General features: G+C 61.8%; 21 protein-coding genes. 16 read left to right on the forward strand and 5 right to left on the reverse strand.

What is annotated here, in order from left to right:
* Window positions 1-53: 53 nt before the first annotated feature.
* Entirely contained in the window at window positions 54-1,283 is a 1,230-nt protein-coding gene (gene serA / locus AC1MDC_RS09010; RefSeq protein ID WP_007953487.1) for a phosphoglycerate dehydrogenase, read from the reverse strand.
* Window positions 1,284-1,487: 204 nt separating this feature from the next.
* Here serA and AC1MDC_RS09015 point away from each other — a divergent pair, with 204 nt between their 5' ends.
* The 4 genes from AC1MDC_RS09015 to AC1MDC_RS09030 all read left to right on the forward strand — a co-directional run bounded on the left by AC1MDC_RS09015 (window position 1,488) and on the right by AC1MDC_RS09030 (window position 5,743).
* The gene (locus AC1MDC_RS09015) at window positions 1,488-2,882 is read left to right on the forward strand and encodes an FAD-binding oxidoreductase (protein WP_266201924.1); all 1,395 of its coding nucleotides are present in this window, start codon (window positions 1,488-1,490) and stop codon (window positions 2,880-2,882) included.
* 40 nt (window positions 2,883-2,922) lie between these two features.
* A complete protein-coding gene (locus tag AC1MDC_RS09020; protein ID WP_085697901.1) occupies window positions 2,923-3,588 on the forward strand; it encodes a fumarylacetoacetate hydrolase family protein in 666 nt (221 codons plus the stop codon).
* A 195-nt stretch (window positions 3,589-3,783) separates the two neighbouring features.
* Window positions 3,784-4,707 (forward strand): SdiA-regulated domain-containing protein, encoded by a 924-nt coding sequence (locus AC1MDC_RS09025; protein ID WP_085702379.1) that lies wholly within the window; start codon window positions 3,784-3,786, stop codon window positions 4,705-4,707.
* A 118-nt stretch (window positions 4,708-4,825) separates the two neighbouring features.
* Window positions 4,826-5,743 carry an SdiA-regulated domain-containing protein gene (locus AC1MDC_RS09030; protein ID WP_227233822.1) on the forward strand — a complete coding sequence of 306 codons (918 nt, stop codon included), beginning with the start codon at window positions 4,826-4,828 and terminating at the stop codon, window positions 5,741-5,743.
* Window positions 5,744-5,890: 147 nt separating this feature from the next.
* Here AC1MDC_RS09030 and rpiA read toward each other — a convergent pair whose 3' ends face one another.
* The gene (gene rpiA / locus AC1MDC_RS09035; protein ID WP_085697898.1) at window positions 5,891-6,565 is read right to left on the reverse strand and encodes a ribose-5-phosphate isomerase RpiA; all 675 of its coding nucleotides are present in this window, start codon (window positions 6,563-6,565) and stop codon (window positions 5,891-5,893) included.
* Window positions 6,566-6,713: 148 nt separating this feature from the next.
* Between rpiA and ilvA the strand changes: the two genes are divergently transcribed.
* Complete coding sequence (gene ilvA, locus AC1MDC_RS09040) at window positions 6,714-8,228, forward strand: threonine ammonia-lyase, biosynthetic (RefSeq protein WP_480392872.1); 1,515 nt, start codon at window positions 6,714-6,716, stop codon at window positions 8,226-8,228.
* 39 nt (window positions 8,229-8,267) lie between these two features.
* Window positions 8,268-8,693 (forward strand): DUF2269 family protein, encoded by a 426-nt coding sequence (locus AC1MDC_RS09045; protein ID WP_085702382.1) that lies wholly within the window; start codon window positions 8,268-8,270, stop codon window positions 8,691-8,693.
* A gap of 118 nt (window positions 8,694-8,811) precedes the next feature.
* Here AC1MDC_RS09045 and AC1MDC_RS09050 read toward each other — a convergent pair whose 3' ends face one another.
* Window positions 8,812-9,468: a histidinol-phosphatase gene (locus AC1MDC_RS09050; protein WP_085702383.1), complete on the reverse strand. Its 657-nt coding sequence runs from the start codon at window positions 9,466-9,468 to the stop codon at window positions 8,812-8,814.
* Between the two features lie 143 nt (window positions 9,469-9,611).
* Between AC1MDC_RS09050 and AC1MDC_RS09055 the strand changes: the two genes are divergently transcribed.
* On the forward strand, window positions 9,612-10,091 hold the full coding sequence (locus AC1MDC_RS09055) for an RNA pyrophosphohydrolase (RefSeq protein WP_053163553.1): 480 nt from the start codon (window positions 9,612-9,614) through the stop codon (window positions 10,089-10,091).
* A 22-nt stretch (window positions 10,092-10,113) separates the two neighbouring features.
* Entirely contained in the window at window positions 10,114-12,393 is a 2,280-nt protein-coding gene (gene ptsP / locus AC1MDC_RS09060; RefSeq protein ID WP_085697894.1) for a phosphoenolpyruvate--protein phosphotransferase, read from the forward strand.
* 124 nt (window positions 12,394-12,517) lie between these two features.
* Here ptsP and AC1MDC_RS09065 read toward each other — a convergent pair whose 3' ends face one another.
* Window positions 12,518-13,264: an NRDE family protein gene (locus tag AC1MDC_RS09065; protein WP_480392873.1), complete on the reverse strand. Its 747-nt coding sequence runs from the start codon at window positions 13,262-13,264 to the stop codon at window positions 12,518-12,520.
* Window positions 13,265-13,395: 131 nt separating this feature from the next.
* On the opposite strand from AC1MDC_RS09065, the gene AC1MDC_RS09070 reads away from it, so the two are divergent.
* The 3 genes from AC1MDC_RS09070 (at window position 13,396) to AC1MDC_RS09080 (ending at window position 16,112) form a co-directional block, all read left to right on the forward strand.
* A complete protein-coding gene (locus tag AC1MDC_RS09070) occupies window positions 13,396-14,178 on the forward strand; it encodes a sulfite exporter TauE/SafE family protein (RefSeq protein ID WP_011336421.1) in 783 nt (260 codons plus the stop codon).
* 96 nt (window positions 14,179-14,274) lie between these two features.
* On the forward strand, window positions 14,275-15,090 hold the full coding sequence (gene lgt, locus AC1MDC_RS09075; protein ID WP_007953463.1) for a prolipoprotein diacylglyceryl transferase: 816 nt from the start codon (window positions 14,275-14,277) through the stop codon (window positions 15,088-15,090).
* 50 nt (window positions 15,091-15,140) lie between these two features.
* Window positions 15,141-16,112, forward strand: coding sequence for a thymidylate synthase (locus AC1MDC_RS09080; RefSeq protein WP_480392874.1), 972 nt, complete (start codon window positions 15,141-15,143; stop codon window positions 16,110-16,112).
* Between the two features lie 123 nt (window positions 16,113-16,235).
* On the opposite strand, the gene cadR is transcribed toward AC1MDC_RS09080, so the two are convergent.
* Window positions 16,236-16,685 carry a Cd(II)/Pb(II)-responsive transcriptional regulator gene (gene cadR / locus AC1MDC_RS09085; RefSeq protein ID WP_480392875.1) on the reverse strand — a complete coding sequence of 150 codons (450 nt, stop codon included), beginning with the start codon at window positions 16,683-16,685 and terminating at the stop codon, window positions 16,236-16,238.
* An 84-nt stretch (window positions 16,686-16,769) separates the two neighbouring features.
* Here cadR and AC1MDC_RS09090 point away from each other — a divergent pair, with 84 nt between their 5' ends.
* The 5 genes from AC1MDC_RS09090 to AC1MDC_RS09110 all read left to right on the forward strand — a co-directional run bounded on the left by AC1MDC_RS09090 (window position 16,770) and on the right by AC1MDC_RS09110 (window position 24,005).
* Window positions 16,770-19,025, forward strand: coding sequence for a heavy metal translocating P-type ATPase (locus AC1MDC_RS09090; protein WP_480392876.1), 2,256 nt, complete (start codon window positions 16,770-16,772; stop codon window positions 19,023-19,025).
* 16 nt (window positions 19,026-19,041) lie between these two features.
* Complete coding sequence (locus AC1MDC_RS09095; protein ID WP_085697889.1) at window positions 19,042-19,905, forward strand: LysR family transcriptional regulator; 864 nt, start codon at window positions 19,042-19,044, stop codon at window positions 19,903-19,905.
* Window positions 19,906-20,131: 226 nt separating this feature from the next.
* On the forward strand, window positions 20,132-21,208 hold the full coding sequence (locus AC1MDC_RS09100; RefSeq protein WP_480392877.1) for a putative 2-aminoethylphosphonate ABC transporter ATP-binding protein: 1,077 nt from the start codon (window positions 20,132-20,134) through the stop codon (window positions 21,206-21,208).
* A complete protein-coding gene (locus AC1MDC_RS09105; protein WP_480392878.1) occupies window positions 21,208-22,932 on the forward strand; it encodes a putative 2-aminoethylphosphonate ABC transporter permease subunit in 1,725 nt (574 codons plus the stop codon). The genes AC1MDC_RS09100 and AC1MDC_RS09105 overlap by 1 nt, the downstream gene beginning before the upstream one ends.
* A gap of 47 nt (window positions 22,933-22,979) precedes the next feature.
* Window positions 22,980-24,005 (forward strand): putative 2-aminoethylphosphonate ABC transporter substrate-binding protein, encoded by a 1,026-nt coding sequence (locus AC1MDC_RS09110; protein ID WP_480392879.1) that lies wholly within the window; start codon window positions 22,980-22,982, stop codon window positions 24,003-24,005.
* Window positions 24,006-24,133: the final 128 nt, after the last annotated feature.

The following is a 24,133-nucleotide window of genomic DNA, read 5'->3' on the forward strand; positions in this document are numbered from 1 at the left end:
CGTGCATGAAAAAGGGAGCCCGAAGGCTCCCTTTTTTGTCGCTCAGCGCCGGATCAGAACAACACGCGGCTACGGATGGTGCCGTTGACGTGTTGCAGCTTCTCTTGCGCCAGCTCCGAGTACTCGGCGTCGACGTCGATCACCACGTAGCCGACCTTCTCGTTGGTCTGCAGGAACTGACCCGAAATGTTGATGCCGTTTTCGGCGAAGACCTTGTTGATCTCGCTCATCACACCCGGGATGTTCTCGTGGATGTGCAGCAGACGGTGCTTGCCAGGGTGAGCCGGCAGGGCCACTTCCGGGAAGTTCACGGACGATACCGAGGTACCGTTGTCGCTGTACTTGACCAGTTTTTCTGCTACTTCCAGACCGATGTTGGCCTGCGCTTCAGCGGTGGAACCACCGATGTGCGGGGTCAGAATCACGTTGTCCAGGCCGCGCAACGGGCTTTCGAACTCTTCGTCGTTGGAGCGCGGCTCGACCGGGAACACGTCAATGGCGGCGCCGATCAGGTGCTTGTCCTTGATCGCGGCGGCCAGGTGATCCAGCTCGACCACAGTGCCGCGTGCAGCGTTGATCAGGATGCCGCCCTTCTTGATGGCGCGGATTTCCTTCTCGCCGATCATCCACTGGGTCGCAGCGGTTTCCGGAACGTGCAGGGTGACGATGTCGGACATGCCCAGCAGCTCGTGCAGGTTGCCGACCTGGGTCGCGTTGCCCAGTGGCAGCTTGGTCACGGTGTCGTAGAAGAACACCTGCATGCCCAGACCTTCCGCCAGGACCGACAGCTGAGTACCGATCGAGCCGTAACCGACGATGCCCAGTTTCTTGCCACGGATCTCGAAGGAGTTGGCTGCGGACTTGATCCAGCCGCCACGGTGGCAGGAAGCGTTTTTCTCAGGGATGCCGCGCAGCAGCAGAATCGCTTCGGCCAGCACCAGCTCGGCCACGGAGCGGGTGTTGGAGTACGGCGCGTTGAACACGGCGATGCCGCGCTCGCGGGCCGCTTCCAGGTCAACCTGGTTGGTGCCGATGCAGAAACAGCCGACAGCGACCAGCTTCTTGGCGTGATCGAAGATCTCTTCGGTCAGCTGGGTGCGCGAGCGAATGCCGATGAAGTGAGCGTCAGCGATCTTTTCCTTGAGCTGGGCTTCCGGCAGGGAGCCTGTCAGGTATTCGATGCTGGTGTAGCCCGCCGCCTTGAGGACGTCGACAGCCGATTGGTGGACGCCTTCGAGAAGAAGGAACTTGATCTTGCTCTTATCGAGAGAAGTCTTGCTCATCTGCGTAAACCTGTATCCCGGAGAAAAATGGCAGGAAATGGTCAACAGACATTGACCTGGACGACAAGAAAGCCGTCACCGCAGAACCGGCCTGGGGCACTGGCCTGCGGGGTCGGTATGCTAGCATAGCCACCCCGCTAATCACTCATTCCTGCGACGTGAAGCGTTCTCAGGATGACCATGAATTGTTCGAGAGTTCCGTCGATGACCAATCCTGCCCTGATTGATGAACTGAAGACCCTGGTCGAGCCTGGCAAGGTCCTGACCGATGCCGACTCCCTGAACGCTTATGGCAAGGACTGGACCAAGCATTTCGCCCCGGCGCCCAGCGCCATCGTGTTCCCCAAGACCATCGAGCAGGTGCAGGCCGTCGTGCGCTGGGCCAACGAACATAACGTGGCGCTGGTGCCGTCGGGCGGGCGCACCGGGCTTTCCGCCGCCGCCGTGGCCGCCAATGGCGAAGTGGTCGTGTCGTTCGACTACATGAACCAGATTCTCGATATCAACCTCACCGACCGCACCGCCGTCTGTCAGCCGGGCGTGGTCACCGAGCAATTGCAGAATGCCGCCGAAGAACATGACTTGTACTACCCGGTCGACTTCGCCTCGGCAGGTTCCAGCCAGATTGGCGGCAATATCGGCACCAATGCCGGCGGGATCAAGGTCATTCGCTATGGCATGACCCGCAATTGGGTCGCAGGCATGAAAGTGGTGACCGGCAAGGGCGATGTGCTGGAACTGAACAAGGACCTGATCAAGAACGCCACCGGTTATGACCTGCGGCAGCTGTTCATCGGCGCCGAAGGCACCCTGGGTTTTGTGGTCGAGGCGACCATGCGCCTGGACCGTTCACCGAAAAACCTGACCGCGATGGTCCTCGGCACGGCTGATTTCGATTCGATCATGCCGGTGCTGCACGCATTCCAGGGCCGGCTGGACCTGACCGCGTTCGAATTTTTCTCCGACAAGGCCCTGGCCAAGGTCATGGGCCGTGGCGACGTCCCGGCGCCGTTCGAAACCGACTGCCCGTTCTATGCCTTGCTGGAATTCGAAGCGACCACCGAAGAAGTGGCCAATACCGCGCTGGAAACCTTCGAGCATTGCGTGGAGCAGGGCTGGGTGCTGGACGGCGTGATGAGCCAGAGCGAAACCCAGTTGCAGAACCTGTGGAAGTTGCGCGAATACATCTCCGAAACCATTTCCCACTGGACGCCGTACAAGAACGACATCTCGGTGACCGTCTCGAAAGTCCCGGCATTTCTGCAGGAAATCGACGCGATCGTCGGCGAACACTATCCCGATTTCGAAATTGTCTGGTTCGGCCACATCGGTGACGGCAACCTGCACCTGAACATCCTCAAGCCGGACAACCTGAGCAAGGACGAGTTTTTCGCCAAGTGCGCCACCGTCAACAAGTGGGTGTTCGAAACCGTCGAGAAGTACAACGGTTCGATTTCAGCCGAACATGGCGTGGGCATGACCAAACGCGACTACTTGACCTACAGCCGCTCGCCGGTGGAAATCGAATACATGAAAGCGGTCAAGGCGGTGTTCGACCCGAACGGCATCATGAACCCGGGCAAGATCTTCGCGGTTTGATTGGCAATCCCTGATGAATCAATGAAGGCAGGAGTCGGTAATGAGCTATCAGCACCAGTATGTCGACGGTACGCGGATTCATTTTCCGCTGGGAAAAGTGGTGTGCATCGGCCGTAACTACGCCGAACACGCCAAGGAACTGGACAACCCGGTGCCTACCGAGCCGTTGCTGTTCATCAAACCCGGCAGTTGCGTGGTACCGCTGGAAGGCGGTTTCAGCATTCCGACCGAGCGTGGCTCGGTGCATTACGAAGCGGAAATCGCTGTGTTGATCGGCAAGCCACTGTCGACCAAGCCGAGCCGTGAAGAAGTGCTGGACGCGATCTCCGGTTTCGCCCCGGCGCTGGACCTGACCCTGCGCGACAAGCAGGCCGAGCTCAAGTCGAAAGGGCTGCCGTGGGAAATCGCCAAGTCGTTCGACGGCGCGGCGGTGATTGCACCGTTCGTGGTCGGCAGCACCTTTTCCGACCTGACCGACATCGGCATTCGCCTGACCATCAACGGCGAAGTGCGCCAGGACGGCAACAGCAGCGCGATGCTCAACCCGATCGTGCCGATGATCCAGCACATGGCCGGCTGCTTCTCGCTGCAGGCCGGTGACGTGATTCTCACCGGCACACCGGTGGGCGTCGGTCCGCTGAACGTTGGCGATGAAATCGTGCTGGAACTGCCGGGCGCCAGTCGCTTCACCAGCAGCGTTCGCTGACGGCAACTCTGAAAAAAACTGTGGGAGCGAGCTTGCTCCCACATTTTTGTGCGTTTCAGCTCGCAAACATATAAGGCGTTCCGGCCATTTGCCGTTTTTTTCACATTTAGTCCGGATAATTCCGGTCATTCTGGCGTCTGAGCCGGCCTCTTTGTGCTATTACCCGTAGCCTGAATTTTCGGAACGCGTCCTTTGATGTCATCTCAAACTCAGCTCAAACCCGCTCGCCGTTCACGCTTCGCCCTGCGCTGGTATTCCTGGCTGTTGTTGGTAGCCGCCGCTACGTACGGGCTGGCGTTTGCCATGCATTGGGATGACCGTGGCCTGTTGTGGGTGCTGGAGCGCTTCGAGAGTTCGACCGAGAAGCAGGAAAGCGTCTGGCTTCCGGACTACCGGGCGGTCATCGACGCCAAACTGCTGCCTGGCATGGAGAAGGACGAAGCTTCGGACCTGTCCTATAACCCGCAGACCAAAACCCTGTTTTCGGTGATGGGCAAGAACCCGTTTCTGGTCGAGCTGACTCTGCAGGGCGACGTGCTGCGCAAGATGCCGCTGGTGGGCTGGAGCAATCCGGAAGGCCTGACGGTGATGGAAAACGGCTTGATGGCGATTGTCGACGAGCGCGCGCACATGCTCTCCATCGTCAAGGTCGATGCTGACACCCGTGAGCTGAAGCGCGACGATTTCCCCAAATACGACCTCGGCCCGTCGAAAGACCAGAACAAAGCTTTCGAAGCCATTACCTGGGACGCCCGCAATCAGCAACTGCTGCTGGGCGAGGAGCGTCCGCCTGCGCTGTTCACCTGGAAAAGCGACGGCAGCCAGACGCTCAAAGGCGACAAGCAGAAACTCGACAGCGATGAGCTGGACCTGCGCAACCTTTCAGCATTAGCGATTGACCCGCGCACCGGTCACACCCTGGTGCTGTCCGCCGATTCGCACCTGTTGCTGGAGCTGGACGAGAAGGGCGAACAAGTCAGCTTCATGACCCTGCTCGGCGGTTTCAACGGCTTGAAGAACACCATTCCCCGCGCCGAAGGCGTGACCATGGACGAGGCAGGCACGCTGTACATGGTCAGCGAGCCGAACCTGTTCTACCGCTTCGAAAAGCAGAAGTAATTGCTCCCGCAGCAATTGCAGATCTGTGGAGTTGTGGCTTGAGGCAAGTGGCCATTAAGCTTCAGTTCAGACAGGCGTGATATTTCATCCGCCTGTTTTGATTCCGAGCCTGCCCCGAATGCGTCGACTTGCCCGTCCCAAGCCTCTGTTCATCATCCTGTCGGTGATTGCCCTGATCGCGCTGATTGCGATCGGCCAATACATGCGCCTGTTCGAGCGTGCCTGGTTCAACCTGAATACGCTCTGGCAGCCGATGAACAGCGAGGCCATCGGGCTGGATCAATATCGGGTAGCGATCGAAGCGAAGGTCATTGACGGACTGAACGACGACGTCTCGGCGCTGACCTACGATCCGGTGCGCAAGAGCCTGTTCACCGTGACCAACAAGAATGCCGAGCTGATCGAGCTGTCACTGGATGGCACGATCCTGCGCCGTGTTGCCTTGATCGGCTTCGGCGATCCGGAGGCGGTGGAGTTCATCAGCGCCGATACCTACGTAATCACCGATGAGCGCCAGCAACGGCTGATCAAGATCCATCTGGAGCACGACACTACGTTCCTCGATGCGGCGGACGCCGAGCAGATGACCCTTGGTGTGCACATGAGCGGCAACAAGGGGTTTGAAGGCCTGGCTTACGACTCGGTGGGCAAGCGCCTGTTCGTGGCCAAGGAACGGGACCCGATGCTGATCTATGAAGTGCACGGTTTTCCGCACTTCAACCCGGAAAAATCCTACGCGGTACACGTAATCAACAATCCCAAACGCGATGCCGGGATGTTCGTGCGAGATCTGTCGAGCCTGCAATACGACGAGCGCAGCGGCCATTTGCTGGCTCTGTCCGATGAATCGCGGTTGATTCTGGAACTGGATGTGGACGGGCGCCCGTTGAGCACGATGTCGTTGAGCGGTGGTCGACAGGGCCTGAAGAAAACCGTGCCGCAGGCGGAAGGTATCGCAATGGATGACGATGGGACGTTGTATCTGGTGAGCGAGCCGAATCTGTTCTACGTCTTCAAGAGGCCTGCGCAGAACTAACCAAAACCCCAAAACACTGTGGGAGCGAGCTTGCTCGCGATGAGGGAGGGTCAGTCGCCAAACATGTCGACTGTCACACCGCTATCGCTAGCAAGCTAGCTCCCACAGGTTTTTTCATCTGCCCACAAAGATGTGGGTAGTTTCGGCTTATTCAGCTTTCAGTGTTTTCACACCTTCGGAAGTGCCCAGCAACAACAGATCCGCCGGGCGTGCCGCGAACAGGCCGTTGGTGACCACGCCGACAATCGCGTTGATCTGCGCTTCCAGCTCCACCGGATTGGTGATCTGCAGGTTGTGCACGTCCAGGATGATGTTGCCGTTGTCGGTCAGCACGCCTTCGCGGTAGACCGGGTCGCCGCCCAGCTTCACCAGCTGGCGGGCCACGTGGCTGCGGGCCATCGGGATCACTTCCACCGGCAGCGGGAACGCGCCCAGCACCGGCACCAGTTTGCTGGCGTCGGCGATGCAGATGAAGGTCTTGGCCACGGCCGCGACGATCTTCTCGCGGGTCAGTGCTGCGCCGCCGCCCTTGATCAGGTTCAGGTGTTCGTCGCTTTCATCGGCGCCGTCGACGTAGAACTCCAGATTGCTCACGGTGTTCAGCTCGTACACCGGAATCCCGTGGCCCTTGAGGCGCGCGGCGGTGGCTTCGGAGCTCGCGACCGCGCCATCGAATGCGCCCTTGTGCTGGGCCAGGGCATCGATGAAGCAGTTGGCGGTGGAGCCGGTGCCGACGCCGACGATGCTCTTGTCGTCGAGTTTCGGAAGGATGAAGTCGACGGCGGCCTGGGCCACGGCCTGTTTGAGTTGATCCTGGGTCATGCGGGCTCCGGAAGCGGGCAAGGTAAGAACGGAAAGGCCGGCATTATAGCCTCAAGCCGGGCTAAAACCTCTGGATTCGTGTGGTCGTGCGCCCAAAAGCCGGGTTAGACTCGTTGGCCCTGCCCAACCCGCTCAGTGATGCTTTCCGATGCTCGAACAGTACGTCAAGAAGATCCTCACCTCGCGCGTTTATGACGTTGCCGTAGAAACCCCGCTGCAGAACGCCCGCCAGCTCTCCGAGCGGCTGGGCAACGACATCTGGCTCAAGCGCGAAGACTTGCAGCCGGTGTTCTCGTTCAAGATTCGCGGCGCCTACAACAAGCTGACCCAGTTGAGCGACGAAGAGCGCGCCCGTGGCGTGGTCACCGCGTCGGCGGGCAACCACGCGCAGGGCCTGGCCCTGGCGGCGAAAGTGCTGGGCGTGAAGGCGACCATCGTGATGCCCAAGACCACCCCGGAAATCAAGGTCGAAGGCGTGCGCTCCCGTGGCGGCAAAGTGGTGCTGCACGGGGATTCGTTCCCGGAAGCGCTGGCCTACTCGCTGAAACTGGTCGATGAAAAAGGCTACGTCTACATCCACCCGTACGACGATCCGCACACCATTGCCGGGCAGGGCACCGTGGCGATGGAGATTCTGCGCCAGCACCCGCAGCCACTGGACGCGATCTTCGTCCCGGTGGGCGGCGGCGGTCTGATCGCCGGCATCGCGGCGTACGTGAAATACCTTCGTCCGGACATCAAGGTCATCGGCGTCGAACCCGACGACTCCAACTGCCTGCAAGCGGCGATGGCGGCGGGCGAGCGCGTGGTGCTGCCGGCCGTGGGCATCTTCGCTGACGGCGTGGCGGTGGCGCAGATCGGCCAGCACACCTTCGACATCTGCAAGGATTACGTCGACGAAGTGATCACCGTCAGCACCGACGAAATCTGCGCGGCGATCAAGGACATCTACGACGATACCCGTTCGATCACCGAACCGGCCGGCGCCCTCGGCGTGGCCGGTATCAAGAAGTACGTCGAGCAGCGCGGCGTCAGCGGCCAGACCTTCGTGGCCATCGATTCCGGGGCCAACGTCAACTTCGACCGTCTGCGCCACGTCGCCGAGCGCGCCGAGCTGGGTGAAGGTCGTGAAGCGATCATCGCCGTGACCATCCCGGAGAAGGCCGGCAGCTTCAAGGCATTCTGCGAGGCCATCGGCAAGCGCCAGATCACCGAATTCAACTACCGCTATAACAATGGCAGCGAAGCGCACATCTTCGTCGGCGTGCAGACGCACCCGGACAGCGACCCGCGCAGTGCGTTGCTGGCGAGCCTGACCGAGCAGGGTTTCCCGGTGCTCGACCTGACCGACAACGAGCTGGCCAAGCTGCACATCCGTCACATGGTCGGCGGACGTGCGGCGCACGTGGTCGATGAAGTGGTGCTGCGCTTCGAGTTCCCGGAGCGTCCGGGTGCGCTGTTCAACTTCCTCAACAAACTCGGCGGTCGCTGGAACATCTCGATGTTCCACTACCGCAACCACGGTGCGGCGGACGGCCGTGTGGTGGCGGGCCTGCAAGTGCCCCACGACGAACGTCATCTGGTGCCCGCAGCCCTTGAGGAAATCGGCTACCCGTACTGGGACGAAAGCGACAACCCGGCCTATAAGCTGTTTCTTGGCTGAACGGCTACGCTGATGGGCAGGCCATAAGGAAATCGGATCATGGAAACGTTAACCGCCCTGAAAGCGGCGCACATGCTGGCGACCGCGGTGTTGCTGCTCGGTGCGCTGGGCCTCGGAACAGGCGTCTGGCGCGCACGGCGCAACGGTGATGCGACGGCGGGCAGCCGCACGTTGCAGCGGCCATGGCTGTTTGTCTGGTTGTTGATCGTACTGGCGCTGGTGAGCATGCCGTTCACCGGCTGGTGGATGGTGCATCTGGTGGGCTGGCCGCTGGGGCAGACGTGGGTTCTGGCTTCCAGCGTGCTGTACACCGTGGCCGCACTGGCGTGGTTCTGGCTGCTGGTGCGCTTGAACCGGTTGCGCAAGGCGCCGGGCGGCGTGGGCCGGTTCAGTCTGGGGCTGGCGTTGTTCGGGCTGGTCTGCTTTATCGCGATTGCCGGGTTGATGGGCGCCAAGCCGGTTTAAGGCCCGGGATCGAGTCGACCCCAATCGCGAGCAAGCCCGCTCCCACAGGGGATTGTGTGCGACACAGATCCAATGTTGGGGCGGGCTTGGTCCGGGCGGCGTTCCGACGAAGGCGTAGTCAGTCGCGCAGACTGATTACCGGCCAGCCGCGTTTCTCGGCTTCGGCCCGCAGGTTCGGATCCGGGTCGACTGCGACCGGATTCACCACCTGCTCCAGCAGCGGCAGGTCATTCATCGAGTCGCTGTAGAAATAGCTGCCTTCCAGCGAATGCCCGGTTTCTTCCAGCCAGCGGTTCAGGCGCGTCACCTTGCCTTCACGGAAGCACGGCACGTCGGTGCTGCGTCCGGTATAGCGGCCGTCCTGCATCTCGCATTCGGTGGCGATCAGGGTTTCGACGCCCAGGCGCGCAGCAATCGGTGCGGTGACGAAGCGGTTGGTGGCGGTGATGATCACCAGCTTATCGCCGGCGTCGCGGTGCTGGTTCAGCAACTCAACGGCCTTTGGCAACATGATCGGTTCGATGCAGTCGCGCATGTAATCGTTGTGCCACTGCTCAAGCACGGCCATCTCGGTGCGGCCAAGAATCTCCAGGCAGAAGTTCAGGTAGGCGGCGTTATCCAGTTTGCCGGCCAGGTAATCCTGGTAGAACTCGTCATTGCGCGTCTTGTAGGCGATCGGGTCAAGGAAGCCGCGTTCGCACAGATAATCGCCCCAGGCGTGGTCGCTGTCGCCGCCCAAAAGGGTGTTGTCCAAATCGAATAAAGCCAGGCGCATTGCAGTTACCCGCTGAAAAGTCAGTAAAAAGGCCACAAGAATACGGTCTTTTCACAAGAGTGCACATAAGCTCGGAACCTTCGTTGCCGCCTTCACAACCTTTGTGGAACAATGCGGCGACATGCGTTTGCGAGGTTGTTGCCGTGATCGACCCCGATGGTTTCCGCCCTAATGTCGGGATCATTCTGACGAATGACGCCGGCCAGGTGCTATGGGCTCGCCGTATCAATCAAGATGCCTGGCAGTTTCCGCAAGGGGGAATCAATCCCGAGGAGACGCCGGAAGACGCCTTGTACCGCGAGCTGAACGAAGAAGTTGGCCTGGAACGCGAAGATGTTGAAATTCTCGCCTGTACCCGGGGCTGGTTGCGCTATCGTTTGCCGCAACGTCTGGTGCGAACCCACAGCCAACCGCTGTGCATCGGCCAGAAACAGAAATGGTTTCTCCTGCGCCTGGTCTCCAACGAGCAGCGGGTGCGGATGGATTTGACCGGTAAACCGGAGTTCGATGGCTGGCGCTGGGTCAGTTATTGGTATCCGTTGGGCCAGGTGGTGACATTCAAGCGCGAAGTGTATCGCCGCGCTCTCAAAGAGCTTGCCCCGCGCCTTTTAGCGCGCGACTGACGACGGAGTTCGACCCCGAGCCATGCTCAATACGCTGCGCAAGATCGTCCAGGAAGTTAACTCCGCCAAGGATCTCAAGGCGGCGTTGGGGATTATTGTGTTGCGCGTCAAAGAGGCCATGGGCAGCCAGGTCTGCTCGGTCTACCTGCTTGATCCAGAGACCAACCGCTTCGTGCTGATGGCCACCGAGGGCTTGAACAAGCGCTCGATCGGCAAGGTCAGCATGGCACCCAACGAAGGTCTGGTCGGCCTGGTCGGCACGCGTGAAGAACCCCTGAACCTCGAAAACGCCGCGGATCACCCGCGCTACCGCTACTTCGCCGAGACCGGCGAGGAGCGCTACGCCTCGTTCCTCGGGGCGCCGATCATTCACCACCGCCGCGTCGTCGGCGTGTTGGTCATCCAGCAGAAAGAACGCCGCCAGTTCGATGAAGGTGAAGAAGCCTTCCTCGTGACCATGAGCGCGCAACTCGCTGGTGTCATCGCTCACGCCGAGGCTACCGGCTCGATCCGTGGCCTTGGCCGTCAGGGCAAGGGCATCCAGGAAGCCAAGTTCGTCGGCGTGCCGGGTTCGCCGGGTGCGGCGGTCGGTACCGCGGTGGTCATGCTGCCGCCGGCGGATCTGGACGTGGTGCCGGACAAGACCATCACCGACATCGACGCGGAACTCGCGCTGTTCAAGACCGCCATCGAAGGCGTGCGGGCCGACATGCGTGCGTTGTCGGCCAAACTGGCGACCCAGCTGCGTCCGGAAGAGCGCGCGCTGTTCGACGTCTACCTGATGATGCTCGACGATGCCTCGCTGGGCAGCGAAATCACCACCGTGATCAAGACCGGCCAGTGGGCCCAGGGTGCGCTGCGCCAGGTCGTGACCGATCACGTCAACCGTTTCGAATTGATGGACGACGAATACCTGCGTGAGCGGGCGTCGGACGTCAAGGACCTGGGCCGTCGCCTGCTCGCCTACCTGCAGGAAGAGCGTCAGCAGAACCTGGTCTATCCGGAAAAGACCATTCTGGTCAGCGAAGAACTGACGCCGGCAATGCTCGGCGAGGTGCCGGAAGGCACGCTGGTCGGTCTGGTGTCGGTACTCGGTTCGGGCAACTCCCACGTCGCGATCCTGGCCCGGGCCATGGGCATCCCGACGGTAATGGGCCTGGTCGACCTGCCGTATGCCAAGGTCGACGGCATCGAACTGATCGTCGACGGTAATCGCGGCGAGGTCTACACCAACCCCGGCGATGTGCTGCGCAAGCAGTTCGCCGAGGTGGTGGAAGAAGAGAAGCAACTGGCGCTGGGTCTCGACTCCCTGCGCGACCTGCCGTGCGTGACCCTCGACGGCCACCGCATGCCGCTGTGGGTCAACACCGGCCTGCTGGCAGACGTGGCGCGGGCGCAGAAGCGTGGCGCCGAAGGCGTCGGTCTGTACCGCACCGAAGTGCCGTTCATGATCAACCAGCGCTTTCCGAGCGAGAAGGAACAACTGGCGATCTACCGCGAGCAGCTTGCCGCGTTCCACCCGCAACCGGTGACCATGCGCAGCCTGGACATCGGCGGCGACAAGTCGCTGTCGTACTTCCCGATCAAGGAAGACAACCCGTTCCTCGGCTGGCGCGGGATCCGCGTCACCCTCGACCATCCGGAAATCTTCCTGGTGCAGACCCGCGCGATGCTCAAGGCCAGCGAAGGCCTGAACAACCTGCGGATCCTGTTGCCGATGATCTCCGGCATCCACGAGCTCGAAGAAGCGCTGCACCTGATTCACCGTGCCTGGGGCGAAGTGCGCGACGAAGGCACCGACGTGCCGATGCCGCCAGTGGGTGTGATGATCGAAATTCCTGCGGCGGTTTACCAGACCAAAGAGCTGGCGCGGATGGTGGACTTCCTGTCGGTCGGCTCCAACGACCTGACCCAGTACTTGCTGGCCGTGGATCGCAACAACCCGCGGGTCGCCGATCTCTACGACTACCTGCACCCGGCGGTGCTGCAAGCCCTGCAAACCGTGGTGCGCGACGCCCATGCCGAAGGCAAGCCGGTGAGCATCTGCGGCGAGATGGCCGGTGACCCGGCGGCGGCGGTGCTGTTGATGGCGATGGGCTTCGACAGCCTGTCGATGAACGCCACCAATCTGCCGAAGGTGAAATGGATGTTGCGCCAGATCAACCTGAGCAAGGCCAAGGAACTGCTGGCGGAGTTGATGACCATCGACAACCCGCAGGTGATCCACAGCTCGCTGCAACTGGCGTTGAAGAAACTCGGGTTGGCGAAGATGGTCAATCCGGCGGCAGCCAACCCGCTCTGAAATTCTGAGGGCCTCATCGCTGGCAAGCCAGCTCCCACAGTTTCCTCTAGTGTTCACAAAATATGTGTCCACCGAGCATCCTGTGGGAGCTGGCTTGCCAGCGATGGCGCCCGTATAGCAACGCCTAAATCAGAATTTCCACTTCCCCCAAGTGCCCGCCATACGGCCCGAAACTGCGCTCCACCATCCGCCGCGTCCCGTCAGCCTGCACAATCAACGCCGTACTCGCCCGTGTCCCGTAGCTCTGGCTGGCAATAAACACACTCGACAGCAACGACTCGGTCGCCAGCCCCACGCCGGTATCCGGCAGCTCGGCAAACGGCGCCGTTTGCGCATCCCCCAACAACGCCAACAACCGCTTGGGCTGCGGATCATCCAGCACGCCACTCAACGCTGCCTTGGCCTTGAGCAGTTTCGGCCATGGCGTATCCAGCCCGGCGTTGGACAAACCATAAACGCCGGGCTGCAACATCACCGGTTCCGATGACCGCGCATTGAAATGCCACAGCTCGTTGGCATTGCCCAGCAGCAGGTTGAAGCCGGCATATTCCGGGGAGCGGGCGACAACGTCGGACAAATAGTCATCGATCGACAGGTTTCCGGTCAGAAATCCCGCCACCAGCTCGCCCCGAGAGCGTCGGGCCGGCGGTTGATGCGGATCGCGAATGTTGGTCAGCGCCGCAAAACGACCGTTGGCGCCCAGGCCGAGCCAGGTGCCCCCAGCCTCCAGATCCCGGCCGGCATGAACATGCGGCGACTCGGGCCACTGCGCCAGCGGCAGGCTGGGCCGCGCGTAGAACTCGTCGCGGTTGGCCGCAACGATCAGCGGCTGGGCATGCCCCGGCCGCCAGGCGAAAACGATCAGGCACATAAGGTGGTCCTTGTGTGTTTTTTGCCCACTCTACGCAGACATTGTCCGTGCATCCATCGCCAGTGGAGCCGAAGGGTATCCATCCGTTACCATGCCGCTCCGGTTTTGGGGACGCGCCTTGGGAGGCAGTCATGGAATTTCTGCTCTATCTGGCGCTCGGCGCCTGTGCGGGCGTATTGGCCGGGCTGTTCGGAGTGGGCGGCGGGATCATCATCGTGCCGGTGCTGGTGTTCAGTTTCACCTTGCAGGGCTTCGATCCGTCGATCCTGACCCATCTGGCGGTCGGCACGTCCCTGGCGACGATCATCTTCACCTCGGTCAATGCCGTGCGCGAGCATCATCGACGCGGCGCGGTGCGCTGGCCGATCTTCCGCTGGATGACCGTCGGCATCCTGCTCGGCGCCGGTTTCGGTGCGCTGACCGCCGAAGCGATCTCCGGGCCCAACCTGCAAAAGATCATCGGTGTGTTTGCCCTGGTGATCGCGGCGCAGTTGGCACTGGATGTCAAACCCAAGGCCAGCCGAACGGTGCCGGGCAAACTCGGTCTGACCGTGGCCGGCAGTGTGATCGGCTGGGCATCGGCGATTTTCGGGATCGGCGGCGGCTCGCTGACCGTGCCGTTCCTGACCTGGCGCAGCGTGCCGATGCAGCAGGCGGTGGCGACCTCGTCGGCCTGCGGCCTGCCGATTGCCGTGGCCAGTGCAATAAGTTTCATGATTCTGGGCTGGCATGATCCGTTACTGCCGGCTCATAGTCTCGGTTTTGTGTATCTGCCGGCGCTGCTCGGCATTGCCCTGACCAGCATGGTATTCGCCCGTCTCGGCGCGCGGCTGGCGCACAGGTTGTCGCCGAAGTTGCTGAAACGGCTGTTCGCGGCTTTGCTGTTTTGCGTGGGCTTGAGCTTTTTGTTCTGAACCGTCTGTTTTGGCAGGTCGCAATCCTGGCTTAATCCTGAGGTGACAGCGTCGCCCGGGAATTTTTGAAGATTTGAATGCTAACGAGGAGTCGCAATGCTGCCTTACCCGCAGATCGATCCGGTGGCCCTGGCCATCGGTCCGCTGAAAATCCACTGGTACGGCCTGATGTACCTGGTCGGCATCGGCGGCGCGTGGTTGCTGGCATCGCGCCGGCTCAACCGTTTCGACCCGACCTGGACCAAGGAGAAACTCTCCGATCTGGTGTTCTGGCTGTCGATGGGGGTGATTGTCGGCGGACGTCTGGGCTATGTGCTGTTCTACGACCTGAGCGCCTACATCGCCAACCCGACGCTGATTTTCGAGGTGTGGAAGGGCGGCATGTCGTTCCACGGCGGTTTCATCGGCGTGATGCTGGCCGCGCTGTGGTTCGGCAAGCGTAACGGCAAGTCGTTCTTCCAGCTGATGGACTTCGTGGCGCCGATGGTGCCGATCGGCCTGGGCGCCGGGCGCATCGGCAACTTCATCAACGCCGAGCTGTGGGGCAAGGCCACCGACGTGCCGTGGGCCATGGTGTTTCCGCCGTTCAGCGACCCGGCGCAACTGCCGCGTCACCCGTCGCAGCTGTATCAGTTCGCGCTCGAAGGCGTGGCGCTGTTCCTGATCCTCTGGCTGTTCTCGCGCAAGCCCCGGCCGACCATGGCGGTCTCCGGCATGTTCGCGCTGTTCTACGGCATCTTCCGTTTCATCGTCGAATTCGTTCGCGTGCCGGACGCGCAACTGGGCTATCTGGCCTGGAACTGGCTGACCATGGGGCAGGTACTCTGCGTACCGATGATCATCGGCGGGCTGTTCCTGATCTGGCTGGCCTACCACCGCGCCCCGGCGGCGCCGGTTGCACCGACAGCTTAAACATTCGAACCCCGGCGATGTTTGCCGGGGCTCAAGGACACAGGTAACTCATGAAGCAATATCTCGATCTGGTGTCGCACGTCATCAACAACGGCACCAAACAGGCCAACCGTACCGGCGTGAACACCATCAGCTTTCCGGGCGCCATGCTGCGCTTCGATCTGCAGGAAGGTTTCCCGGCGATCACCACCCGCAAGATGGCCTTCAAATCGGCCATCGGCGAGATGTGCGGCTTTCTGCGTGGCGTGAACAACGCCGCCGAATTCCGTGCGCTGGGCTGCAAGGTCTGGGATCAGAACGCCAACGAAAACGCCCAGTGGCTGGCCAACCCGTTCCGCCAGGGTGAAGACGACCTCGGCGAAATCTACGGCGTGCAATGGCGCAAATGGCCGGCCTACAAGCAGATTCCGCTGAGCAACACCGCCGCCATCGAACAGACCCTGAGCAACGGCTACAAGCAGATTGCCCAGGGCGAAGAAGACGGCCAGGCCTACGTGGTCTTGTACAAAGCCATCGATCAGGTGCGCCAGTGCGTCGACACGATCATCAAGGACCCGGGCAGCCGGCGCATCCTGTTCCACGGCTGGAACTGTGCCCAGCTCGATGAAATGGCCTTGCCGCCGTGCCATCTGCTGTACCAGTTCCACCCGAATGTCGAGACCAAAGAGATCTCTCTGACCCTCTACATCCGCTCCAACGACCTGGGCCTGGGCACGCCGTTCAACCTCACCGAAGGCGCGGCGCTGCTGAGCCTGATCGGTCGCCTGACCGGCTACACGCCGCGCTGGTTCACTTATTTCATCGGTGACGCCCACGTCTACGAAAACCACCTGGACATGCTCAACGAACAGCTCAAGCGCGAGCCGTTCGCCATGCCGAAGCTGAAGATTTCGGATCGTGTGCCGGAATTTGCGAAGACCGGTGTTTATCAGCCGGAGTGGCTGGAAATGGTGGAGCCGAGCGACTTCTCGCTGGAAGGCTACGAGCACCATGCGCCGATGACCGCGCCGATGGCGGTCTGACAGGCAATGTAAAAAACTGTGGGAGCGAGCTTGCTCGCGAAAGCGTCGGGTCAGTCGATATTTTTACCAACTGACACTCCGCCTTCGCGAGCAAGCTCGCTCCCACAGTGTTATGTGGTGTGCTCAGTGACCGTGACTACGGCCCACATGCGAATGCTCAACCTCCGCCGCCACAACCCCGCCACTCACCTCCAGCCGCTGCAGGATCCCGCACTGATCCGCCTCCGGCCCTTCGCCACACCGCTGTCGCAGGTCGAGCAGTTGCGTCTGCAATGCCAGTAGCCCGTCGATCCGCGCCCTGACGTGCTGGATATGCTCGTCGATCAGCGCATTCACGCTTTCGCACTGATCCTGCGGGCTGTCGCGCAAGGCGAGCAGGCTGCGGATTTCTTCGAGGGTCATGTCGAGGGTGCGGCAGTTGCGGATGAAGGTCAGGCGCTCGGCGTGGGCCTGTGTGTAGACCCGGTAGTTGCCGTCGCTGCGGGCCGGTTCCGGCAGCAGGTTTTCGCGCTCGTAGTAGCGGATGGTTTCCACGGCGCAATCGGTCTGTTTCGCCAGTTCTCCGATTTTCATGACGGCCATCTCCAAAAGGGTGCTTGACCCTATAGTGGCTACAGGGTCTTTACTTGGCAACAGGCACCTTCATGGACGCGACCAATGAGCGATTCCCAGCACACCCACCAATCCCACGCGGGACACGACCACCGCCACAAATTGCAGCCTGTGCATAAACACGACCACGGCGCTGATGCCTGCTGTGCATCGAAAGCGGCGGCGCCGTCGCTGATTCAACTGAGCGAAGCGAAAAGCGCTGACGCCCGGCTGAGCAGTTTCCGCATCGAGGCAATGGACTGCCCGACCGAACAGACGCTGATCCAGAACAGGCTCGGCAAACTCACCGGGATCCAGCAGCTGGAATTCAACCTGATCAACCGCGTGCTCGGCGTGACCCACAATCTGCCGGACACCGCGCCGATCATCGACGCGATCAAATCCCTCGGCATGCAGGCCGAGCCGCTGGAGGCGGGCGTTGAAGCACCAGCGCCAGCTCCGGTGAAAAAACACTGGTGGCCGCTGGCGCTGTCCGGCGTCGGTGCGCTGGCTGCCGAAGTGATTCACTTCACCAGCGCTGCGCCGACCTGGGTGGTAGCGATCATCGCGCTGATCTCGATCCTCAGCGGTGGCCTCACCACCTACAAAAAGGGCTGGATCGCCCTGAAGAACCGCAACCTCAACATCAACGCGCTGATGAGCATCGCCGTAACCGGTGCGGTGTTGATCGGCCAGTGGCCGGAAGCGGCGATGGTGATGTTCCTGTTCACTGTGGCCGAGCTGATCGAAGCGCGCTCGCTGGATCGCGCGCGCAACGCCATCAGCGGCCTGATGCAGATGACGCCGGAGCGGGCGACGGTGTTGCAGGCGGACGGCAACTGGGTCGATCTGGAGGTGAAAAGCGTCGATATCGGCGCCCGCGTGCGGGTAAAACCCGGCGAGCGTATTGCGCTGGACGGTGAAGTTGTCAGCGGCAGTTCGACCATCGATCAGGCGCCGATCACCGGCGAAAGCCTGCCGGTTGAGAAAACCGTCGGCGACAAAGTGTTTGCCGGCACCATCAACCAGGCTGGTTCGCTGGAATACGCGGTGACCGCAGCGGCGAACAATTCCACTCTGGCGCGGATCATCCACGCCGTAGAACAGGCGCAAGGCGCGCGGGCACCGACCCAGCGCTTCGTCGATCAGTTCTCGAAAATCTACACCCCGGTGGTCTTCGTCCTGGCCCTGGCCGTGGCGATCATCCCGCCGCTGTTCATGGGCGCCGCGTGGTTCGACTGGATCTACCGTGCGCTGGTGCTGCTGGTCGTCGCGTGCCCGTGTGCGCTGGTGATTTCCACCCCGGTGACCATCGTCAGCGGCCTCGCGGCGGCGGCGCGCAAAGGCATTCTGGTCAAGGGTGGCGTGTACCTGGAGGGCGGTTTCAAACTCGACTATCTGGCCCTCGACAAGACCGGCACCCTCACTCACGGCAAGCCGGTGCAGACCGATTACCTGTCCCTCGACCCGACCGCCGACGCCACGGCTCCGGCGATTGCCGCCGCGTTGGCCGGGCGTTCCGATCACCCGGTCTCGCTGGCCATCGCCAACGCGGCTGTGGATAAAGGCTTCGCGACCCTGGCTGTGGATAACTTCGAAGCGCTGGCCGGGCGCGGTGTGAAAGGTGAGGTCAACGGTCAGGCCTACCACCTGGGCAACCACCGACTGGTCGAAGAGCTGGGTCTGTGCTCGCCGCAACTGGAAGAAAAGCTGTTCGCGCTGGAGAAACAGGGCAAGTCCGTGGTGTTGCTGCTCGACCGTTCCGGCCCGCTGGCGCTGTTCGCCGTAGCCGACACGGTCAAGGAAACCAGCCGCGAGGCGATCCGCCAGTTGCATGATCTGGGCGTGAAAACCCTGATGCTGACCGGCGACAACGTCCACACCGCCCAGGCGATTGCGGCGCAGGTCGGGATCGATCAGGCCAAGGGCGACTTGTTGCCGACCGACAAACTGCAAGCCATCGAAGATCTGTACGCGCAGGGCCGTCGAGTCGGCATGGTCGGCGACGGCATCAACGATGCGCCGGCGCTGGCTCGGGCCGAGATCGGGTTTGCGATGGCGGCGGCCGGTACCGATACAGCGATCGAAACCGCCGATGTCGCCCTGATGGACGACGATCTGCGCAAGATTCCGGCCTTCATCAGCCTGTCGCGCCATACCGCCGCTATCCTGAAACAGAACATCGCGCTGGCACTGGTGATCAAAGCGATCTTTCTTGGGGTAACCTTCGCCGGGCTCGCCACCATGTGGATGGCGGTGTTTGCCGACATGGGCGTGAGCCTGCTGGTGGTGTTCAACGGTTTGCGCCTGTTGCGCAAGTAGAGGAAGAGGGACGGTTGTGCTGAGTGCCGAGCTGAAAGCGTTTTACATGGTGGCCCGTCTGGGCAGCATCACGCTGGCGGCAAAAAAGCTCGGCCTCAGCCAACCGACCGTGACCACCCAGATCCGCAATCTGGAAAGCCAGTATTCGGTGGAACTGTTCTACCGTGGCGGCCGGCGCCTGAGTGTCAGCGACGAAGGCGCGCGGCTGTTGCCGATGGTCAAGGCGCTGTTGCAGCAGGAGGCCGATATCGAGTTCTTCCTGCGCAACAGTGGTCAGGTGCAGGGCACGCTGCGTATCGCTGCCACCGCGCCGTATTACATCCTCGATCTGGTGAAGACCTTCCGTGAGCGACTGCCGCAGGTGGAAGTGTCGGTGGAAATCGGCAACTCGCAGCAGGTGCTCGAAGCGCTGGAGGACTATCGGGTGGATGTCGCGGCGTCGTCGCAGCTGCTCGACGATGCGCGGTTGATCCGTAGAGTGCTCGGCAGCGATCCGCTGGTGCTGGCGGTGCATCGCAATCATCCGCTGGCAGCGCACGACCATGTAGCGCTGAGTGCGCTGGCCGGGCATACCTTGCTGATGCGTGAATCCGGCTCGACCACCCGTCGCCTGACCGAAGAGTTGCTGGCCGGCGCCGGCGTCAGTTTCGGGCCGTTGCTGGAGATCGGCAGCCGCGAGTCGATCCGCGAAGCGGTGCTGCGCAATATCGGCATCAGCATCATCGCCCGTCAGGAAGTGCCGCATGATCCGCAATTGCGGGTGCTGACTCTGGAGAATGCACCGCAGATTCCCGAATACCTCTACTGCCTCAAGGAGCGCAAGAGCGCCCGGTTGCCGGCAGCGTTTCTTGGACTGGCGCAGGAAATGTCCCCGGCCTGATCGTAATGATCGTTCCCACGCTCTGCGTGGGAATGCCTCATTGGACGCTCTGCGTCCGCTCTTGGGACGCGGAGCGTCCCGGGCTGCATTCCCACGCAGAGCGTGGGAACGATCCGCGGGGAACCAAAATCCCTGAATACCACTATCGGTCGTTTTTGCCTCGTTGCCATATGACCGACGCATTACAACTCTAGGATCTGCCTCATCCGCTTGATGAGGCCTGTCCATGAACCCTGCAATCGCAACTGCCCTGACCAACCCCGGCGCACCGATGAAAGTGCGTGGCGTGCAGAAGCGCTTCGGCGCCTTCACCGCGCTGGATAATGTCTCCCTCGATGTCGCGGCCGGTGAGCTGGTGTGCCTGCTCGGCCCGTCGGGCTGTGGCAAGACCACGCTGTTGCGTTGCATCGCCGGTCTGGAGAAGCAGGACAGCGGCGAGTTGTACCTCGGTGAGCGCGACGTTTCCCACCTCGCGCCACAGGCTCGGGACTACGGCATTCTGTTTCAGTCCTACGCGCTGTTTCCCAATCTGACCGTCGAAGCGAACATTGCCTACGGCCTCGCCGGCAGTGGTCGCGATGAAGTGCGCCGTCGTGTCGGTCAGATGCTGGAACTGGTCGGCCTCAGCGGCAGTGAGAAAAAGTACCCGGGCCAGTTGTCCGGCGGCCAGCAACAACGTGTAGCCCTGGCCCGAGCCCTGGCCCCCGCGCCGTCGCTGCTGTTGCTCGACGAACCGATGTCGGCCCTCGATGCCCGGGTGCGCGAGCATCTGTGCACCGAGCTGCGCCAACTGCAACGCAACCTCGGCATCACCACCCTGATGGTCACGCACAATCAGGACGAGGCCATGCTGATGGCCGACCGGATTGCGGTGATGAACAACGGCAAGGTCGAGCAGTACGCCACCCCGCAGGAAATCTACAACCGCCCGGCCACACCGTTCGTGGCCGAGTTTGTCGGCCAGGGCAACTGGCTGCCGTTCCAGCGCAGCAGCGACGGCCACGCCAAGGTTGGCGGGATGGACCTGCGCCTGGCCGACGGCAGCGTCCACAGTCCGTCGGGCCGACTGTTCTGCCGCCCGGAAGCGATCAACGTCAATCCGCTGGTGCATGAGGAAAACCTGTTCCCGGCCAGGGTCCGCGAGATCACCTTCCTCGGCAATCGCTGCCGCATGAGCTTCGAGCTCGATCAATTGCCCGGTCATGCCTTGCTCGCCGAACTGGCGCCGGAAGCCATGCCGCGCCTCGGCGCCCAGCAGATCATGGTTGCTTTGCCGCCCCGCAGCCTGCAGGTGTTTGCCTGATGAACAGCAACCTCGCACTGCCACTACCGCAAAAGCAGGCGCGGCAGGTGTCCGGGGCCGAGGTCGGCGACCGGATCTTCGTCCTCGGCGGCAAACTCCTGCTGCTGGTGCTGCTCGGTGTGGCGGTGCTGTTGCCATTGCTGGCGATCTTCTGGCGCGGCTTCAGCAGCGAAGCCGGGCAGGGCGGTGGCTGGCTCGCCGCGAAGGAACTGGTGACCAGCGACAATTTCCACTGGCTGCTCGGCAACAGCCTGAAAGTTTCCCTCAGCGTCGCGGCCATCGTCGTACCGCTGGCCTACCTGTTTGCTTACGCCTTGCAGCGCACATTGATTCCGGCAAAGGGCATCTGGCGTGGGATTTCGTTGCTGCCATTGATGGCGCCGTCGATGTTGCCGGGGATCGCGCTGGTCTATCTGTTCGGCAATCAGGGCATGCTGCGCGGACTGCTCTCGGACAACATCTACGGTTTCTGGGGGATTGTTCTGGGTGAGGTGATCTACACCTTCCCACATGCCTTGATGATTTTGCTGTCAGCCCTGTCACTGGCGGATGCACGACTGTTCGACGCTGCGTCGAGCATGGGCGCCAGTCCCGCGAAAGCCTTTCGCAGCATCACCTGGCCGGCGACCCGTCAGGCCGTGTTCGCCGCGTTCTGTCTGGTGTTCACCCTGACCATCACCGATTTCGGTGTACCGGTGGTGGTCGGTGGCGACTATCAGGTGCTGGCGCTGGAAGCCTACAAAGCCGTGGTCGGCCAGCAGCAATTCGGTCGCGGTGCGTTGATCGGCATGGTTCTGCTGCTGCCGGCGCTGTTCAGCTTCGGCGTCGATGCCTGGTTGCGTCGTCGTCACGGCGACTCCATAAGCGGCCGCGCCCAGGTGTTCAAACCGGCGCCGTCGAAGAAGCGTGATGCCTTTTATCTCGCCGTTGTCCTGCTGATCAGCGCCTCGTTGCTGCTGGTGTTCGGCATGGCGGTGTTCTCGTCGCTGGTGAAGTTCTGGCCGTACAACCTGTCGCTGTCGCTCAACCACTATCAGTTCAACGAGACCGCCGGCGGTGGCTGGCTGGCCTACGGCAACAGTTTGAAGATGGCGCTGGGCACGGCGTTGATCGGCAGTGTGCTGATCTTCACCGGCGCCTACCTGATGGAAAAGACCCGCAGCCAGCGCGGGCTGAATCTGACACTGCGCATGCTCAGTTTCGTACCGATGGCGGTACCGGGGCTGGTGCTCGGTCTGGGTTACGTCTTCTTTTTCAACCTGACCGGCAACCCGCTGCACGTGCTCTACGGGACCATGACCCTGCTGATCGTCTGCACCATTGCTCATTATTTGACCACTGCGCAGATGACCGCCACCACCGCGCTGCGTCAGCTCGACGCCGAGTTCGAAGCCGCCGCGCTGTCGCTCAAGGCGCCGCTGTACCGACATTACCTGCGGGTCACCGTGCCGATCTGCCTGCCGGCGCTGCTGGACATCGTGCGCTACCTGTTCGTCTCGGCCATGACCACCGTGTCCGCCGCGATTTTCCTCTACAGCCCCGACACCATCCTCGCGGCGGTGGCGGTACTGAACATGGATGACGCCGGCAACGTCGGCGGCGCGGCGGCGATGTCGACCCTGATTCTGTTCACCTCGGCGGGCGTGTCCTTGCTGCTGGCGTGGGCTTCGCGCGGCTTGCTGCGCCGTTCCCAGGCCTGGCGGCAAACGGCGCCCGGCCACTGATCCACGACTTGTCCCCTATCGCTCAACTCACCTACAGGAAAACGATCATGTTCAAGCCTATGGCCCTGGCCGCTGCTGTGCTCGCTACTTTCAGCCTGAATGCCTTCGCGGCAAAAACCGAGTTGACGGTGTACACCGCCCTCGAAGCCGAGCAGTTGAAGTCCTACAAAGAGGCCTTCGAAAAAGCCAACCCGGACGTCGAGATCAAGTGGGTGCGTGATTCCACCGGGATCATCACCGCCAAACTGCTGGCCGAAAAGGATCGCCCGCAGGCCGACGCGGTGTGGGGCCTGGCGGCGTCGAGCCTGGCAATCCTCGATCAACAGGGCATGCTGCAAAGCTATGCGCCGAAGGACCTGGGCAAGATCGGCGCAAACTACCGCGACGCCGCCAACCCGCCAGCCTGGGTCGGCATGGACGTCTGGGCCGCGACCATTTGCTTCAACACCGTCGAAGCCGAAAAGCAGGGCCTGACCAAACCGGTGAGCTGGCAAGACCTGACCAAGCCTGAGTACAAAGGCAAGATCGTGATGCCGAACCCGGCCTCGTCCGGCACCGGTTTTCTGGACGTCAGCGCCTGGCTGCAAACCTTCGGCGAGAAACAGGGCTGGGCTTACATGGACGGTCTGCACCAGAACATCGGCCAGTACGTTCACTCCGGTTCCAAGCCTTGCAAACTGGCGGCAGCGGGCGAATTCCCGATCGGGATTTCCTTTGAGTACCCGGCCGTTCAGCTGAAGCGTCAGGGCGCGCCGCTGGACATCATCCTGCCGAAAGAGGGCCTGGGCTGGGAGATCGAAGCGACTGCCGTGATCAAAGGCACGCCGCATGAAGAGGCCGCGAAGAAACTGGCCGACTTCTCCGCCAGCGCCCCGGCGATGGACCTGTACAAGGAAAACTTCGCCGTCCTCGCCCAGCCGGGCATCGCCAAGCCGCAGACCGAACTGCCGGCCGACTACGAGCAGCGCCTGATCAAGAACGACTTCGCCTGGGCCTCGAAGAACCGCGACGAGATCCTGACCGAATGGCGCAAGCGCTATGACGGCAAGTCCGAGAAAATCGCCGCCAAGTAAATCTTCTTGCCCGCTCGTTCCCACGCTCCGCGTGGGAATGAATACCGTGACGCTCTGCGTCACAGAGGACGCGGAGCGTCCTTGGCTGCATTCCCATGCAGAGCGTGGGAACGAGAAGCGCCTGGACG

Source organism: Pseudomonas sp. 1 (assembly GCF_056626735.1).